The sequence below is a fragment of the Corynebacterium massiliense DSM 45435 genome, from assembly GCF_028609805.1.
GTDB lineage: Bacteria > Actinomycetota > Actinomycetes > Mycobacteriales > Mycobacteriaceae > Corynebacterium > Corynebacterium massiliense.
The window spans coordinates 392,668-409,161 of record NZ_CP063189.1 but is presented as its reverse complement, the minus strand read 5'-3'; the positions used below and the strand labels follow the sequence as shown (position 1 = coordinate 409,161).

Genomic DNA, 16,494 nt, shown 5'->3' with positions numbered 1-16,494 from the left:
ACCCTAATTGGACTGGCAAGCGGGCCCGAGGGTTCCCGGCCGAGGGAAACTTTTCTCTCTAGCCCCTACACAGCCGCCACGACGGCGGCGAGGCGCCCGGCGACCTTGCGGGCGTGCTCTTCCTCGGTGGCTTCCACCATGACGCGGAACAGCTCCTCGGTTCCGGACGGGCGCAGGAGGACACGGCCGGCATCGCCAAGCTCCGCCTCGGCCTCCTGGATGGCCTCCTTGACCTCGGAGGACTCCAGGATGATGGACTTATTCGGCACCGGGACGTTGATGAGCACCTGCGGCAGCACGGTCATCACCGAAGCCAGCTCCTGCAGGCTCTTGCCGGTCTCCGCCATGCGCGCCATCACGGACAGGCCGGTGAGCAAGCCATCGCCGGTGGTGGCATCGTCCGCCTTGACGATGTGCCCCGACTGCTCGCCGCCGAGCGAGAGATCGGCACGGTTGAGCTCCTCCAAAACGTAGCGGTCACCCACCTTGGTCTGGCGCAGCTCAATGCCTTGATCCTGCATGGCCAGCTTCAACCCCAGGTTGGACATCACGGTGGCCACCAACGTGTTGCGCCGCAACTCGTTGTTTTCCTTCATCGCCACGGCGAGAAGTGCCATGATCTGGTCGCCGTCCACGACGTTTCCTTCCGCGTCCACGGCCAGGCAGCGGTCCGCGTCGCCGTCGTGGGCAAGCCCCAGGTCCGCGCCGTATTCCTTCACCGCCTCCTGCGTCTTTTCAATGTGGGTCGAACCGCAGTTGTCATTAATGTTGAACGCGTCCGGCTTGTGGTGGATGGGAATGACGGTGGCACCGGCGGCCTCGTAGGCCTCGATGGCCACCCGCGATGCTGCGCCGTTCGCCGTATCCACCACCACGCGAATGCCGGTGAGATCGGTCGGGACGGCCTCACGCAGGTGTTTGAGGTACCGGCCGCGGGCGTCGGGGGCCTCGGAAATGATGCGGCCGAGCTGGGTGCCGGTCGGGCCGTCTTCGGCGAGGTTGGCCATGGTGGCCTCAATGCGGTCTTCTACCTCGTCCATGAGCTTGCGGCCGCCGGCCGAGAAGAACTTAATGCCATTATCCGGCATCGGGTTGTGGGAGGCGGAAATCATCACACCCAGGTCAGAACCGTAATCATCGGTAAGAAACGCGATGGCCGGGGTGGGCAGCACGCCGACGCGCACGACGTCGACGCCGCGGGACGCCAGCCCCGCCGCGATGGCGGAATCCAACATCTCACCCGACACGCGCGGATCGCGCCCGACCACCGCGGTAGGCCGCAATTCGTAAGATTCCTTCGTGGCTGTCATCACTTCTGCGGCCGCCTGCCCTAGCTTTAAGGCCAGCATGGGAGTGAGCTTCTTATTCGCCAGGCCGCGGACACCATCGGTTCCGAAAAGTCGAGTCATGGGCACAATTATGCACGGGCGCCCCGCGCCCTCGCACACATCGCCATCAAACGGCAGATCGGTGTGAGCCAGCCGGGGACCGCCCACATTCGTGCACAGCTTCTGCAACATCGTTAAGCCGTGTATACACTGGCTTTACATGAGTACACGGGGTAGAAACGCACCACAATTTTTAAGCTCACTCGGCGCGGTGACCAACGCGGTGGCAGACCGTCTCCCCGGCCGCAGCGTTGACTTCCAGCCGGTCTCCCCCATCGGCTGGTACCGCCACGAACAGGGCGTGCGCCGTTTGCAGGACAGCTTTTCTGAGATTCCCCGTGGCGCCCGCGTGCGGCTGGCGAAGAAGACCTCCAACCTCTTCCGCGGGCGCGAGTCCACCACCCCAGGCCTCGACGTCAGTGGTCTCGGCGGCGTCATCGCCATCGACCCGGTCGCCCGCACCGCCGATGTCCAGGGCATGTGCACCTACGAAGACTTGGTGGATGCTACCTTGCCCTTCGGGCTTGCTCCCCTCGTCGTGCCCCAGCTGAAGACCATCACGCTTGGCGGCGCGGTCACCGGCATGGGCGTGGAGTCCACGTCCTTCCGCAACGGCCTGCCCCACGAATCGCTGCTGGAGATGGACGTGCTGACGGGCACCGGGGACATCGTCACCTGCTCGCGCGACGAGAACGTGGACCTCTTCCGCGCTTTCCCCAACTCTTACGGCAGCCTGGGCTACGCGGTCCGCCTGACTATTGAGCTGGAGCCGGTGCCCGACACCATCGAGCTGCGCGAGGTGCGCTACGACGACCTGAAGGATTTCCAGGAAGCGTTGGCGCAGACTGCGGAGACCGGGAAGTTAGAAGGCGACAGCCTCCACGGCCTGGACGCGGTGTCCTTCAGTCCCGCGGAGAGCTACATCATCGCAGCCCTCCCAGCCGAAGGGAACAATTACCCCGCCACGTCCGACTACACCCGCGACGCCATTTTCTACCGCAGCATCCAGCACCCCCGCGGCACGAAGCACGATCTGCTGTCCATCCGCGATTACATCTGGCGCTGGGATACCGACTGGTTCTGGTGCTCCCGCGCCTTCGGCGCCCAGAACCCGAACGTGCGCCCGGTGTGGCCGCGGCAGTGGCGCCGCAGCTCGTTCTACTGGAAGATCGTGCGGCTCGACCGGAAATACTCACTGGAGTACAACTTTTTGAAAAAGCCGCACGGCCTGCCCGCCACCGAGCGCGTGGTCCAGGACATTGAGATCACCGCGGACAAGACCGCGGAATGGCTCGAGTGGTTCTTTCAGGCCTCTGACATCCAGCCGGTCTGGTTGTGCCCCATCCGCCTCCGCGACGGCGTGGAGGACCTGTCGCGCACCGGCGAGATTCTTCGCGATGCCGACGAGCCGTGGCCGCTGTATCCCCTGCAGGCTGGCACGACGTGGATTAACGCCGGCTTCTGGTCCGGGGTTCCCGCCGACCACGTCTCCGCCGACGCTGAGCCCGGCGCCTTCAACCGCGTCATCGAGGCGAAGGTCAACGAGCTCGGCGGCCACAAGTCGCTGTACTCGGAGGCGTTCTACTCGCCGGAGCACTTCCGCTCTTTGTACGGCGGCGACTACCCAGACCAGATGAAAAAGGCCTACGACCCGGACGGGCGTTTTCCCACCCTGTTTGAAAAGACCGTCGGAAACGCCTAGCCCTCACACGCCCCGGCCGACCCACATACCCCATCCCTGACACGCACAATTAGAGAGGACATCGCACTTCCATGAGCCCGTTTCAACCGATGACCGTCGCGCAGATTATCGATGAGTTCATCCCCGGCAAAAACCCCTTCTACTGGGAGGCATTCGACGGTTCATCTACCGGCAACCCGGATGCGAAATACACCGTGCGCATCAACAACGTGGAAGGCCTGTCCTACATCGCGACCTCTCCCGGCGACGTGGGGCTGGCGCGCGCGTACGTCACCGAGGGCCTGTCCTTTACCGGCGAGCACCCCGCGCACCCCTACGGAATCTTCGACAGCCTGCGCGACTTCTACGAGGCCTTCGAGCGCCCCGCCCCGAAAACGCTGCTGCGCATACTGCGGTCGCTCGGTTCCATGGGCGCGATCCAGGTCCAGCCACTGCCGGAGGTGGAGCGCGCCTCCCGCATTGAGCGCATCGTCCGCCACGGGCTGACCCGGCACACGAAGGAGCGCGACGCGGAAGCAATTTCCTCGCACTACGACGTGAGCAACGATTTCTACGAACTCGTGCTCGGCGATTCGATGACCTACACCTGCGCCTACTACCCCAAGCCGGACGCGACGCTAGAGGCCGCGCAGGAAAACAAGTACCGTCTGGTGTTTGAAAAGCTCCACGTCACCGAGGGCGATCGCATCCTCGACATCGGCTGCGGCTGGGGCGGCATGGTCCGCTACGCCGCGCGCCAAGGCGTGCACGCCATCGGTGTGACGCTGTCCAAGGAGCAGGCCGAATGGGCACAGCACAAGATTGCGGAGGAGGGCCTGTCTGACCTCGCGGAGGTCCGCCACATGGACTACCGCGACGTGCAGGAGGAAGGTTTCGATGGCATTTCTTCCATCGGCCTGCTGGAGCACATCGGCGTGCCCAACTACGCCGATTACTTCGAGTTCCTCTCCGGCAAGCTCCGCCCGGGCGGGGTGATGGTCAACCACTGCATCACCTACCCGGACAACCACCGCACGCGCCGCGGCACCTTCATCGACCGCTACATCTTCCCCGACGGCGAGCTCACCGGCTCCGGCACCGTCATCCGCAAGATGCAAGATCACGGCTTCGAGGTCTTCCACGAGGAAAACCTGCGCTTCGACTACATGCGCACCCTACGCAAGTGGTGCGAGAACTTGCAGGACAACTGGGATAAGGCCGTAGAACTCGTCGGCGAGCCCACCGCCAAGCTGTGGGGCATGTACATGGCCGGTTCCGAGTGGGGCTTCGAGCACAACGTGGTCCAGCTCCACCAGGTCGTGGGCATCAAGCTTGACGATGCCGGCTCCCGCGCCGGCGTCCCCGAACGTCGCTGGTGGAACGACTCAGTGTTCTAAAAGCTGAGGCTAACTATGGGGCGTACTCTACCGATTCTTTAATGCAAGAACGGTGAGTAGTACGCCTAGCCCGCCGAAGGGCAAAAAGAGAGCTAGCGGCGGTTGAAGGTCTGGGATTATCACCCAAAACAGAAGAGCCAGCAAGAAGACTCCCCAGTACAGCAAGGCAAGTTTCGGACTAATAGAGGCTGGCTGCCGCTTTCTCTCACCTGTCATACAACTCCCCATATACATCATCTTTTCAGGCCTAAGGCTGCCCAAACGGCCCTGACTCGCTAGCTTATAGGTTTTAGTAGAAACCCGCCCTGGTTTTAAAAACAGAAAACCGCCGGCCCCAAGAAGGGAACCGGCGGTTCGCAAAAGCGAGTCTTCGTAAGAAGATTTAGCGCTTGGAGAACTGCGGGGCACGACGTGCCTTGTGCAGACCAGCCTTCTTACGCTCGACGGCACGTGCGTCACGGGTGAGCAGACCAGCCTTCTTCAGGGTGGTGCGGTCGCCCGGGTTGTAGGTGTTGAGCGCACGAGCGATAGCCAGACGCAGGGCGCCTGCCTGACCGGTCGGGCCGCCACCCTGAACGCGGACCTTGATGTCGAACTGGTTCTCACGCTCGAGCAGGGTCAGCGGGGTCAGGATGTCCTGCTGGTGCAGCTTGTTCGGGAAGTACTCGTCGAACGCGCGGCCGTTGACGGAGATCTGGCCAGAACCCTCGACCATGTAGACGCGGGCGATGGCGCGCTTACGGCGACCGACGGTCTGGATCGGGCCCTCGTGGATAGCCGGGGCCGCGTCCTCGACCTGCTCGTCCTCGCCGGTTGCGAGGGTGTCACCGATGGTGTTGGTGAACTCCTCGGTCGTGGCGGTTGCCGCAGCGATGTCGGCAGCGTCGGCGACGTTGTTCTCGGTGTTCTCGGTGTTGTCGTGGTTCATCGGCTCGGTCATTACTGTGCCACCTGCTTAAACTCGTAGGTTTCCGGCTGCTGACCGGCGTACGGGTGCTCCTCGCCAGCAAAGACGTGCAGCTTCTTGATGGAAGAACGGGAAAGCTTGTTTTTCGGCATCATGCCGCGCACTGCTTCCTCGACAACCCGGACCGGGTTCTCGTCCATCGAGCGGCCCAGGGTCGTAGCCTTCAGACCACCCGGGTAGCCGGAGTGGCGGTAGCGCATCTCACGATCGCGCTTGTTCGAGGAAATGTGCAGCTTTTCTGCGTTCACAATGATGACGTGGTCACCGGTGTCAACGTTCGGAGCGAACTGCGGCTTGTGCTTGCCGCGCAGCAGGTCTGCCACGGTGGAAGCAAGCTTGCCCAGAACCACATCCGTTGCGTCGATGATGTACCACTTGCGGGTAAAATCACCGCTCTTGGGGTGGAAAGTAGACAAAATGACTCCTTGAAAGCCTGTCTCGGGACTGCCGGCCATCGTCGTGCGCTTCCGCGCGAAACTACAGCGGCCGGTGGAGACCTGCAGCTCGCGGTGCCGGTGATGCTCGCTCACGGGTTAGCACCGTGAATCGGGCAGGCCGACTAAACGCACAGGGAAATTAGATTACTGGCGCGTACGCGAAAAACCAAAACGGCCAGTGCGCTCGATTGAGCACCTACCGGCGAAGTTCCTACGGCGAAGTAGAAAGCCAAAGCTCCCGTCGGCCACTCCTCTTGAGAGGAGCACGACGGGAGCTTTGGTTAGATTTGTGGGCTTGCTGCGGGGTTTAGCCCCAGGACGCAGCTGCGCGCTGGTTGACCTCGCTCATGCGATCGTTGGCGGAGCCGACGGTCTAAGAGATGGTGGCCAGGACGGTGTTGAGCTCATCTGCCGCGTTATCCCACTTGGCCTGAGCCTCCTGGTAGGCAGCGGAGCTATCACCTTCCCAGGTCGCGGCCATCGGCTGGATGATGGACTTCAGATCGCCGAGCAGACCATTGATGCGGCCCGCGGTGGAGTTGATGTCGGACGCGGCACCCTCGATGGCGCCGAACTCGTACTTGATTGCAGACACTGTGGTCGTCCCCCTTGGTTAGATGTGCTGAGAAAGTCTGTGTCGGTGTAGGTGTCTGTGGGTCTTAGAGCGCCAGGCCCGCGCCGTCGCCGCCGACGTTGCTGAACGCGTGGGCGTTTTCGGCTTCGACGTCGTCAAAGTTGCGGGCGTTGGAGCGGATGTTGTCGGAGATTGCGGTGAGCGCCTCGTTGAGCTCGCGGGCCGAGTGGTTGTAGCGCTGCATGAGGTTGTCGAAGGACACCTGCGCGTTGCCTGCCCAGCTGCCGCGGACGGAGTCCACGACACCCTGCAGACGGGTCAGCTCGCCCTGGACTTCGTCATTGGTGGAGTCAACGCGGCCGGCGGTGGCCACCATGACGTCGGCTTCAGTCTTGAAAAGTTGGGTCATTGTTCGCCCCTCCTCGAACTAGTGGTGTGTGTGTGAGTGAAAGTGAATGCGGGCTTGAAAAATATCCCCCGAAAAAGCCCGAAGGACTTTCTCACTTGTATTGGACTGCCCTGCCTGCCGATCGGTTACCGAAATAGTTGGAAAATATCTTTTCCCTGGTAGTGGTGGGTTTTCACGCGGCATCGACAAGCGTGGCGGATTCCACCGCCATGCGACACGCGGCTTTCTGGATGGTGGTGGGCTCCTCGCGGCTATGACATCCCACGGACAGCTGGTGATCGCCTTCCACCCACGTGGTCCACTCCACGGCGGAGCCGTCACCCGGGTCTTCCGAGTATAGGAACCGGCCATCCCGCTCGAAGGGTTTGTCCAAGCCTTCATCCGCCTCGATTTCCTCACGCAACTGGGCGTACAAGGCGTCCTGCGGCACGGAGAACATGGGATCGGCCGCGATGAGTATCCGAAGATTCGGATCCTTTCCCGTGGCGGTGAAGACCCCATCTTCCTCGGAGGTGGTAAACCCTTCCGGCAACTTCACCACAACCGGCCCGACGGTGGTCTCACGGGCGGGGATGCCGCCGCGGTGCTTGTCCTGGTCTGGAAAGTCTTCCGTGTCCGGCTCTTCCCCCTTCTCGCCTTCCTCCCCTATCGCGGGAAACGACGTGGGGAATTGGAATGCCTCTTCGGTGGGTGCGTCCTTCGCGCTCGCCTCGTCCGCTACGGCACTAGCAGCGGGATCCACGCTGGCTTCGATGTCACTGCCCGTGCCCCGCAGCGTCCACCAGCACACGCCGATGACCACGAGGACCACCGCCGCGATCACCCCATGGAATGGGTCGAGGTAGTTGAGCGGCTCGAAGTTGTGGATGGGCGGGTGCTTTTTCGCGTGGCGCCCCTGAGCCGAGCGGCACTGCGCTAGGCGCGGCTGACCGGACGGTGCTGCAACGGTCCCGACCCCAGTCTCGGTGTCGATCTCGCTTCTAGATGGGCTTTCCAGGCGGTGCCGGGGGCTGCCCGTGGCACGGTCAGTGGTGTGGGTGGCGGGCTGGGGTGGGGCATCGCCAAGCGCGGCGTCCTCGCCGGCGATGTCGGAATCCGTTACAGCGGCGAACACTGTCGTGTCCGGAAACTGCGGGCTGCCAGTAGCCCCTTGTTCGTCGCGGACCTCCGCATCGGACAGGGCGAACTGGCGGCGCAGGATCTGAGCGGCCTCCTCGCTGAAGGCGGTTCCCGACGGATCGGCGATGACGGTGATGGTCACCGCGGGCCACTGCGCCCCCATGAGTTTGCGGGCTTGGTCGATGGCCCCGCCCAGCGCCCACCCATCGACGATGCCGCTGCCGGGAAGGTCATAGCGGTAGACCGATTCCGGACCTTCGTAAATGGTGGCGGCATCCATCACCGTCACTGTCAGCGTGGTGGTGCGGGTCGCGGTCATGCGTTGGCTCCTTCCGTGGGGCGCGCGGACTGACACAGGCCGACCGGGGTTCCGCGGACGATCCACGTGCCTCGGCCGGGCGGCTGATGGGTGGGTTTGATTCCGAAGATGGGGCCTTCGTCCTTGTCGGCGTCCATGAGGAAGACTGCCGGCTGGGCATCGCGAAGCCCCGCGAAGAACTTGCCGAACAGCGCGCGGTTAATGCCGCCCGCCTTGCGGGCCATCACGATGTGGAGACCAATGTCCCGGGCATGCGGGATAAGCTCCACGAGCGGGTGCAAGGCCATGTCACTGACCAGGTCGAAATCGTCGATGACCACGTAGATGTCCGGGCCTTCCCACCAGTCCCGGCGCGCCAGCTGGCTGGCGGTTACTTCCGGGCCGGGCAGGCGCGCGCTAAGTGTGGCGGCGGTATCCCGCAGCGCCTTCTCCGTCGCCGACGAGGAGGCCGCGTAGGCGGCGACCATGGACTCGTCGAACTCACCGAGGTGCGCGCGGCGGTGATCGATGACCACCAGGCGCGCTTCCTCCCGCGATCGGGCGGAGATGCCGGCGGCGATCGTGGAAATAAACGTCGACTTACCGCTGCTGGATGCGCCCACGCAGACCAGGTGGGCGTCGGTGCTTGGGTCCCAAGCGACCGGGTCCAAGCGGGGACCGCCGATGCCCCACGTCACTGACTGTGCAGTGAGCTCGGCAGTGACAGCGGTGTTTGCGGTGTGGGGCACTGCCGGGAGGTTGGCCACCGTGATGTCGCGCGGCAGCATCTTCAGCGCCGGCGCGGGTGGGCAGGCGGTGTTCGCGGCGGTGGCAGCGAGGTGCACGAGGTCTTCCGTCGCGGTCTGGGCGAACAGGAAGTACTCGCCGCTGCCGGTAATTCCGCGCCCGGGGGCGGCGGGCAGTTTCTGCTGCTTTTTGCGGTCGATGAGCGAGTCCATGGCCTCGCCGAGGCGCAGCTCTAGGCGAGTTCCGATGAGATCGCGGATGCTCGGGCGCATGGTGGTCCAACGCGGGGTGGTGACCACGAGGTGCACGCGGGCGGCGGGTCCGTCGGCCGCGATGGCGGTGCACTTTTCCGCGAGGTCTTCGAAGTCGGCGCCGGCGGTGCCGATGTGATGCCAGCCGTCGACGAACAGGAAGGTATCGCGCGTATCGCCGGTCCCCTGCTGGGCGTCGGCGATGATGCCGATGACTTCATCAATCACGCGGCGCACCTTTTCCGCCTCCGCACGGGCCGCCACACCCGAAACATGGGGCAGGCGCTGCAGACCGGTCAGCCCGCCGCCACCGAGGTCAAGGACGTACATGCGCGCCTCGTCTGGGGTGTGGTGGGCCGCAAGCGCGGCGGCGATGGTGCGGACCGCGCTGGATTTGCCGGCCTGTGGGCCGCCACAGATCGCCAGGTGCCCGCCGTGTTCCGTGAAGTCGATGACCAACGGGTCTTGGCGCTGTCGGTAGGGCCGGTCGATGATACCCACCGCGCAGCGCAGTGCGGCGCCCCTCGCGTCGGAGCGCGGTGCGCCGGGGCGCGGTGCGCTGGAGCCTCCAGCGCCGCCTTCGTACAACCGCACCACGTCCGGCAGGCGGATGGCGGCGGGCAGCGGCGGCAGCCAAATGCGGTGTGCCTTTTGCCCGCGCGCGTGCGCCTCTTCGCGGGCGGCCTGCACGACCTCCGCGAGCACGGTGGTCGAGTCGTCGTAGACGGCCTCCGGCGCAGTGTCATCCGTGTCCTCCCATCCGGTAAACAGCTCCACGCGCGGCGCGGGTGACGTAGCTACTGCCCCATCGCCACGCAGCGACGGAACAACTCGGCGCTGCAGCGGGCCGGAGACGTACGAGGCCTGAAACTTGGTGAGATCCTCCGCATCGGTCTTCAAGAATCCGGCGCCCGGCTGGTTGGACAGGTGGTAGGCGTCGGTCGCACCGAGCACCTGGCGGGATTCGGCGGCAGAAAACGTGCGCAATCCCAGGCGGTACGACAGGTGCGAATCCAGGCCGCGCAGTTTTCCCTCCTCCAGTCGCTGCGAGGCCAGCAGCAGATGCACGTGCAGCGAGCGGCCGAGGCGCCCGACGGCGACGAAGAGTTCCGCGAAGTCTGGGTGCTGGCCCAGCAGTTCGGAGAACTCGTCGACGATGATGACCAGCGCAGCCAGCGGGCCGGGATCGTCCACATCCGGATCGTCGAAGGCGCCGGCTTCCCGGGCGGCGGTGTAGTCACCGACGTTGGCGAAGTTCCCAGCGCGCCGCAGCAGTTCCTGGCGGCGGTGCATCTCCCCGGAAATGGCGTCGTACATGCGCTCGACCAGAGTGGCTTCGTCCTCCAGGTTGGTAATCACCGCCGAGGTGTGCGGCAGTGATTCACACCCCAGGAAGGTCGCGCCGCCCTTGAAATCCACGAGCACCAGGTTCAGTTGGTCCGGGCTGTGGGTCACCGCGAGCGCAGTGACGAGGGTGCGCAAGAGTTCGGACTTAAACGAACATGGGTTGTGGGTACGATGGCGAACCCCACGAGAGCACACAGAGGGAGCACGGCAGGGTGTCCGTCGCCGTCAGTGCCAAATTACGCACAAAACAACGAAACACGTTACTGCAGGTCAAAGAGTGTTTTTATGGGACGTTTCGTAAACACGGAAAAGTAAAGAAGCACATTACGAAACACAAAAACACGGCCCAAGCAGCACAGATGCAGTTTGTTTCGTTACTTTTCACTCTTTTGAAGAACATCTACATAAAGAGAGACGTTGCATCTCTCTTTGTGCGTCATGCCACACGGCGACTGTGTGTTCACACGCATGCTCCATAGAGTGCGCCTTTGTATGACGTACCTCACTACCTATGTGCCACGGCGGCAGCAGCTGTCATAAAACGGTAGGGGGAAGGGGGATAAGGGGGATGTATACCCCCACACGTAAGGAAAAAAGAAAAAAAGACATTAATTGGTATTTACCAACTAATACGTTTTTTTACTTTTCTAGGCTGTGGGGGCGGAATCATCCCCCGTTTCCCCCTTCCCCCTGTTTCAACATCACGCATGTGTGAGTGAGCCACGTCACTGAAAGTATCTATGTGTCTCTGTCTTGGAAGGGTTGGGTCGAAAAGTAGTGAAATTACGAAACATGTACGCATTCACGTCTATTCGTGCAGGTCACAGCCCTGTGGCGCGTTTCGTAGTTTAGTTCTTCGATTTTCGCGGTTTTACGAAACCGCAGGTCAGGGGTTTCGTAATTTTTTCGTTGTTTGAGCATCAAACAACGAAGCGTCGCGAAACTACGAAACGAATACTCGGTAACGATGCTGTAGCACATACACAGAGACCTGCTTCAACCCCGGACCACCGTGTCTTTGTGACGCATTTACTCTCACGAGACCCTTGTTTGAGCGTTCTACGTAGGGTAAAATCGACAGCGAACAAAGTGTTCAATCCCACCTTCCGGGCCGTGGGGTGGCCCGATCAAGGCGTAGATAGTCCCCAACCCACCTGCTGAGACTGACCAGCTGCAGTTGCTAGAAGCAGGATGGAGGTGTGCAGCTGCTGTAGGTGTCTCCCCACCTCGGACAAACGGGATAGCTTGCCGGATAACACACGGGCACGTGCCGGGCGAAAAGTGCGGGAACCTTCAATCTTTGAGGTTTCGTCATGCCTTCAACCTTTTCGCCCAGTCAAGAGCTTTTTACTACTAAGGAAGCAGCGCAGTACCTCCACTGCAGTCCTCGCACGCTAGAGAAACGCCGTACCAACGGCCAGGAGCCGGCTTTTATCAAGGACGGTTGGTCCGTTAAATACCGCCGTGCAGATCTGGATGCCTTCATTGCCAGCACTGGCAATTTCGTCCACGGCCCTATTACGGACGACGCTGTCGTCGCCAAGATCGTCGCAGCCGCTCCATCCTTCAGTGAAGAGCAGCGCCAGCAGCTGCTTACAGTGCTTGGGGGTGCGGCGTAATGAACCAAAAAGAAAGTACCCCCACCACCGCTGATGAGGGCACCAAAACCACTAACACCGATACTACTACTGTTGACGTTCAACCGTCAACCTCAAGTAAAGGTTTAGGGTTAGGTTCTCTGTCGGATGAACACCTCGCTGAGCTGCGTGCTTCCGGTATCTCTGACGAGGTCATTGCCAGCTGCGGCGCATATACGGCGTATACCGTTAAGGATCTGCCTGAGCCACTGCAGTGGATTGGTCGGTTCAATGGTGCGTTTCCAGTATTGGTCTATGAACTTCAAGAAGCAGGTCAAGGCACAACCTGGCAGGTAAAACCTCAGCCTGGTTCTGTGGTATTTGCTGACGGTCGCGCGCCCAAATACATCGGCCCTTCGAAGGACTCCGGCTACCCTGTGCCCCCGTTGATCATGCGACGCGCAGTCCATGCTGGCACGCGTCGTGTCCTGCTGGTCGAGGGCATGAAGCAAGCCCTTGCCGTGGTGTCGATCACGGATGATGACACTGCTGTGTACTGCCTGCCAGGCATTACGTCATGGCAGGGCGGTGACGCGGGTCCCTCCCCTGCATTCCAACTCGTCGGAGGTCTGCCGACTTTTATCATCGCTGACGCTGATGCAGCGAAGAACCGCTTGGTCTACGACGGTGCCCACGGTCTAGGCACACTGTGCCGTCAATGGGGTGCAAGCCCTGTTCGTTTCGTGAATGTCCCCGGCGGCGGCAAGCAAGGCATCGATGACGTGCTCGCAAACGTCCCTGCGGACCGTCGAGAAGAGATGCTTGAGCTGTGGATCAAGCAGGCTGGAGATAAGCCATCTCAGAAGCGTCCTCCGATGGCACAAGTGCCCACGCAGCCTGCATCGACTCCGCAGGCGGGCCGCATGAAACCCTCGGTCAACGCTGAGGTTGAGCCTTCTGTCTTTTATGACACCGTAGATAAGGCCGTTTACGACAAGCACGCAGGTACAACGCTGTTTCGGTCCAACGATAAGCTCGTGGCTTTGGATACAAGGGATAGCCGCAAAACGCTTGACGCGGTTGATATTCCGTATTTCATTGATATGGCTGCTCAGACCATTCGCGTCGAGCAGCACATGGCCAAGAAGGTAGTAACGCGGCCCCTCACTCTCACTGAGGCCTCCGTGATCTCAAACAAGAAGCGTTTATCGAAGTACCCGCCAATCGAGGGCATCGTTGAGACCCCTATTCTCTCCGAGAGCGGGAATATCATCTGTGAGCCTGGCTATAACACCGAAACACGCCGGTATGTAGACCTTTCGAAAGATCTTGAAGGGTTCTACATACCCGACGCTCCTACCGCCGATGATGCCCGGGAAGCGCTGGAGATGTCGTTGGAGCCATTTTGTGACTTCCCGTTTGCCTCTGAGGCGGATCGCACCCGTGCGGTGGCGATGGTATTGACGATACTTACCCGGGTTGTCTGCTCGACTGTTCCTTTGCATCTCGTCTCGGCGAATAATCAGGGTGTAGGCAAGAATAAGATCGTCGATGTCGCCAGCATTATTGCAACTGGTCGCGCTGCCCCGCCACAAAAGATTCCCTTTAACGATGAAGAGATGGACAAGGTGATCTTTTCTGCCCTTTTGGCAGGTCGCACCTTGTTGACTTTTGACGAGGCTAGTAGCGGTTTGGAGAGTGAGGCATTGGCCTCCATGATCACTGCCGAGGAGTATTCCGGCCGTACGTTGGGCAAATCGGAGCACCGGTCTGTGCCGAATAGTGCCTGTGTCATCGCTGTCGGTAAGAATGTTTCATCTCGTAAAGACATGTCTCGTCGAACCGTTCCTATCGAGCTGGCGACGGACTTGGTTAACCCCGAGGCGAGAGATGGTTTTAAGTACCCTCGGCTTCTGGAGTGGGTACAAGAGCACCGTAAGCCGCTCCTCGAAGCAGCGCATACGATGATTCGCGCGTGGATTGTCGCCGGTAAACCCGCACCTCCTTCCGGCTACGACACCGGTGGCTTCGAGGAATGGTACTTCACGGTTGGTGGCATTCTCGCCTTCGCAGGCCGTAGCGACCTCATGGAGGGTGTGCGCGAATGGCGCAAGCAAGCCGACGAGAGCGAGCTGGAAGACCTTGCCCATGTCGCGTGGCTACATCGCACCTTCGGTGACGAGCCGTTTCTCGCCTTCTCCGCGCAGAAGGCTATTGAGGAGGCAAACGTAGCACATGAGTTTGTACCTCTTCCTTCTGAACTCTGGACGGTGGAGAATGCCACGGCCCAGCGCCTTGGACGCATGTATACCCGTTTCCAAGACCGACCTTTCGACGGTTACGTGCTACGAAGCGCTGGAACGGTCAATCACACGAAGCGGTTCCAGGTCGTACGTGTCGATCCTGATGGTCCTGACGATGACCACGGTGATGCCGGCACTGGTGGTGACAGTGGCAACGGCGGTGGCGGTACTCCCCCACCAGCACCGGAGCCGACGCCAACACCTGCGGAAACAGTAGACGAGCCAGCAGACCCTGCAGCACCTGCCGACAGCACAACCGTCGTGTTCGACCTTGAGACTGGTGGCGCAGATGACCTGCAGGCCACGGATGATCCTGATTTCGTGCGTCTTGCCGCTTACTCCGTCAACGGTGCAGAACCTGTTGCCACTACTGACATCGCTGGTGAACTCATCCCGCTGCTAGAGCGTGCAGACAGGATTGTCGGCCATAATGTCGTGCAGTTTGACCTGCCCGCGCTTCGACGGCGTTTCGGCCTGGACGACAAGGCGCTTATCGAGGCTGGCAAGGTGCACGACACGCTGGTTCTCTCCCGATTGGCTGCTGAGGGCGCTGACCTTGAGCATGGCCTCGATGCTGTAGCCGAGCGCTGCGGAGTGGACGGCAAACTGCTGAAAGACGGCAAGTCTGCGCTAAAGGCCCTGAAGAAGCAATACGGCGGCTATGACAAGATCCCCGTCGACAACACCGAATACGTCGCGTACGCGCTGCAGGATGTGCGTGCGAACGTTGCCGTCTACAACCAGGTGCTCTCGGCCGCCTTGGAGGCTGTCAGTGAGGATTATCTGCAGCGTGAGCACGAGAAGATGCACGCACTGAGCGTTGTGGAATCTCGCGGCATCCGCGTAGACCTTGCTAAGGTCGAGCAATTCCTCGGAGAGGAAGCAGCTGTCAAGGCTGAGATCCGCGCATGGCTCGTGGCTAACGTGGGCATCCCCGACAAGGGTAAGGCACCCTGGACGACCAAGGAAGGCAAGCAGGCCTTCGCCGAGTACCTGGACCAGTTTGGCGCTGCGTTACCCCTCACAGACAAGGGCGAAATCAGTACCAGCTCCGAGGCGTTCAACGGGCTTGCAGAGCAGCGCGCTGACGTGCCTGAGATCGTCGAGCTGGCAGCTAAGATGGATAAGCTTCTTAAGTCCTCTACACCTGCCTCGACGATCAAAAAGTACTCACACGGAGACAAGGTGTACCCGAGTATTCAGGCAGGCCAAGTCACGGGCCGGTTAAGTACCACGAAACCTGGCATGACTGTCTTTGGGTCTCGTAATGAGCGTCTCCTCAGACAGCGTGAGATGATCCTCCCGGACAACGCTGGTGAAGCGTTGATCTCGGTTGATCTCTCCCAAATCGACGCGCGCTGCATGGCAGCAGGTAGCGGTGATGCTGCCTATGCTGCACTGTTTGCCCCCGGCCGCGACGCCCACACGGAAATGGCTATTCGCGTCTTCGGTGACGCTGAGCGCAGGGCTGACGCAAAGGCGCTCGGCCATGCTGCGAACTACGGTATGGGACCAAAGAGTTTTGCAGCCCACGCTGGCATCTCCGAGGTCGAGGCAAAGGGGCAGTTGGACCGTTTGCACTTCGAGTTCCCGCAACTCGAATACTTCAAAAACCACCTGCGCAAGCACGCCGAGGCACTCGGCTGGGTTGCAACCGGGTTTGGCCGTCGCGTGGCTGTAGGCCGCTCCACTGCGTACACCCAAGCCCCTGCGGCCTACGGGCAAGGCACGGCACGTGATGTGTTCCTGGAGGGCGTGATGAACCTCCCGCAGGAGGTGCTAGAGATGATCCGTATCTTCGTCCACGACGAGATTGTGCTGTCGGTGCCGCGTGACCGTGCAGAAGAGATCAAGCAGACAGTTATGGCTGCCTTCAACGCCGTCACGCTGCCCGGCAAGGACGGTGTGGAAGTCCCTGTCCTGTCTGACTCTGCAGGCCCTGCGGAGTCATGGGCTGGCTGTAAGTAGGGGTGCCACATGAGCGCCCTACTGCCCACGC

At 61.4% G+C, this 16,494-nt stretch carries 10 protein-coding genes and 1 pseudogene; 4 read left to right on the top strand and 7 right to left on the bottom strand.

Annotated features, from left to right (window positions below; translation table 11 throughout):
* Positions 1-65: 65 nt before the first annotated feature.
* A complete protein-coding gene (gene glmM, locus CMASS_RS02025; protein WP_027018600.1) occupies positions 66-1,409 on the bottom strand; it encodes a phosphoglucosamine mutase in 1,344 nt (447 codons plus the stop codon).
* A 139-nt stretch (positions 1,410-1,548) separates the two neighbouring features.
* Here glmM and CMASS_RS02020 point away from each other — a divergent pair, with 139 nt between their 5' ends.
* Positions 1,549-3,090, top strand: a complete 1,542-nt coding sequence (locus tag CMASS_RS02020) for an FAD-binding oxidoreductase (RefSeq protein WP_051126819.1) — start codon at positions 1,549-1,551, stop codon at positions 3,088-3,090.
* Between the two features lie 71 nt (positions 3,091-3,161).
* On the top strand, positions 3,162-4,466 hold the full coding sequence (locus tag CMASS_RS02015) for an SAM-dependent methyltransferase (protein ID WP_022862705.1): 1,305 nt from the start codon (positions 3,162-3,164) through the stop codon (positions 4,464-4,466).
* A 382-nt stretch (positions 4,467-4,848) separates the two neighbouring features.
* On the opposite strand, the gene rpsI is transcribed toward CMASS_RS02015, so the two are convergent.
* The 6 genes and pseudogenes from rpsI to eccCb all read right to left on the bottom strand — a co-directional run bounded on the left by rpsI (position 4,849) and on the right by eccCb (position 10,750).
* Positions 4,849-5,406, bottom strand: coding sequence for a 30S ribosomal protein S9 (gene rpsI / locus CMASS_RS02010; protein ID WP_022862706.1), 558 nt, complete (start codon positions 5,404-5,406; stop codon positions 4,849-4,851).
* On the bottom strand, positions 5,406-5,849 hold the full coding sequence (rplM, locus tag CMASS_RS02005; RefSeq protein WP_022862707.1) for a 50S ribosomal protein L13: 444 nt from the start codon (positions 5,847-5,849) through the stop codon (positions 5,406-5,408). Before rplM ends, rpsI begins: the two co-directional genes overlap by 1 nt.
* A gap of 328 nt (positions 5,850-6,177) precedes the next feature.
* Positions 6,178-6,465, bottom strand: a pseudogene (locus CMASS_RS02000) (WXG100 family type VII secretion target).
* A gap of 64 nt (positions 6,466-6,529) precedes the next feature.
* Entirely contained in the window at positions 6,530-6,853 is a 324-nt protein-coding gene (locus tag CMASS_RS01995; protein ID WP_022862708.1) for a WXG100 family type VII secretion target, read from the bottom strand.
* Positions 6,854-7,025: 172 nt separating this feature from the next.
* On the bottom strand, positions 7,026-8,291 hold the full coding sequence (locus CMASS_RS01990; RefSeq protein WP_022862709.1) for a type VII secretion-associated protein: 1,266 nt from the start codon (positions 8,289-8,291) through the stop codon (positions 7,026-7,028).
* Positions 8,288-10,750, bottom strand: coding sequence for a type VII secretion protein EccCb (gene eccCb, locus CMASS_RS01985; protein ID WP_051126820.1), 2,463 nt, complete (start codon positions 10,748-10,750; stop codon positions 8,288-8,290). The genes CMASS_RS01990 and eccCb overlap by 4 nt, the downstream gene beginning before the upstream one ends.
* A gap of 1,178 nt (positions 10,751-11,928) precedes the next feature.
* Between eccCb and CMASS_RS01980 the strand changes: the two genes are divergently transcribed.
* Positions 11,929-12,234: a helix-turn-helix domain-containing protein gene (locus tag CMASS_RS01980; protein WP_022862711.1), complete on the top strand. Its 306-nt coding sequence runs from the start codon at positions 11,929-11,931 to the stop codon at positions 12,232-12,234.
* Positions 12,234-16,463, top strand: a complete 4,230-nt coding sequence (locus CMASS_RS01975; RefSeq protein ID WP_022862712.1) for a DNA polymerase — start codon at positions 12,234-12,236, stop codon at positions 16,461-16,463. Before CMASS_RS01980 ends, CMASS_RS01975 begins: the two co-directional genes overlap by 1 nt.
* Positions 16,464-16,494 lie beyond the last annotated feature (31 nt).

Bases quoted from the DNA above. Each gene is read 5' to 3' on its own strand.
- glmM (WP_027018600.1), bottom strand. From the start codon at position 1,409: ATGACTCGACTTTTCGGAACCGATGGTGTCCGCGGCCTGGCGAATAAG.
- CMASS_RS02020 (WP_051126819.1), top strand. From the start codon at position 1,549: ATGAGTACACGGGGTAGAAACGCACCACAATTTTTAAGCTCACTCGGC.
- CMASS_RS02015 (WP_022862705.1), top strand. From the start codon at position 3,162: ATGAGCCCGTTTCAACCGATGACCGTCGCGCAGATTATCGATGAGTTC.
- rpsI (WP_022862706.1), bottom strand. From the start codon at position 5,406: ATGACCGAGCCGATGAACCACGACAACACCGAGAACACCGAGAACAAC.
- CMASS_RS01995 (WP_022862708.1), bottom strand. From the start codon at position 6,853: ATGACCCAACTTTTCAAGACTGAAGCCGACGTCATGGTGGCCACCGCC.
- CMASS_RS01990 (WP_022862709.1), bottom strand. From the start codon at position 8,291: ATGACCGCGACCCGCACCACCACGCTGACAGTGACGGTGATGGATGCC.
- CMASS_RS01980 (WP_022862711.1), top strand. From the start codon at position 11,929: ATGCCTTCAACCTTTTCGCCCAGTCAAGAGCTTTTTACTACTAAGGAA.
- CMASS_RS01975 (WP_022862712.1), top strand. From the start codon at position 12,234: ATGAACCAAAAAGAAAGTACCCCCACCACCGCTGATGAGGGCACCAAA.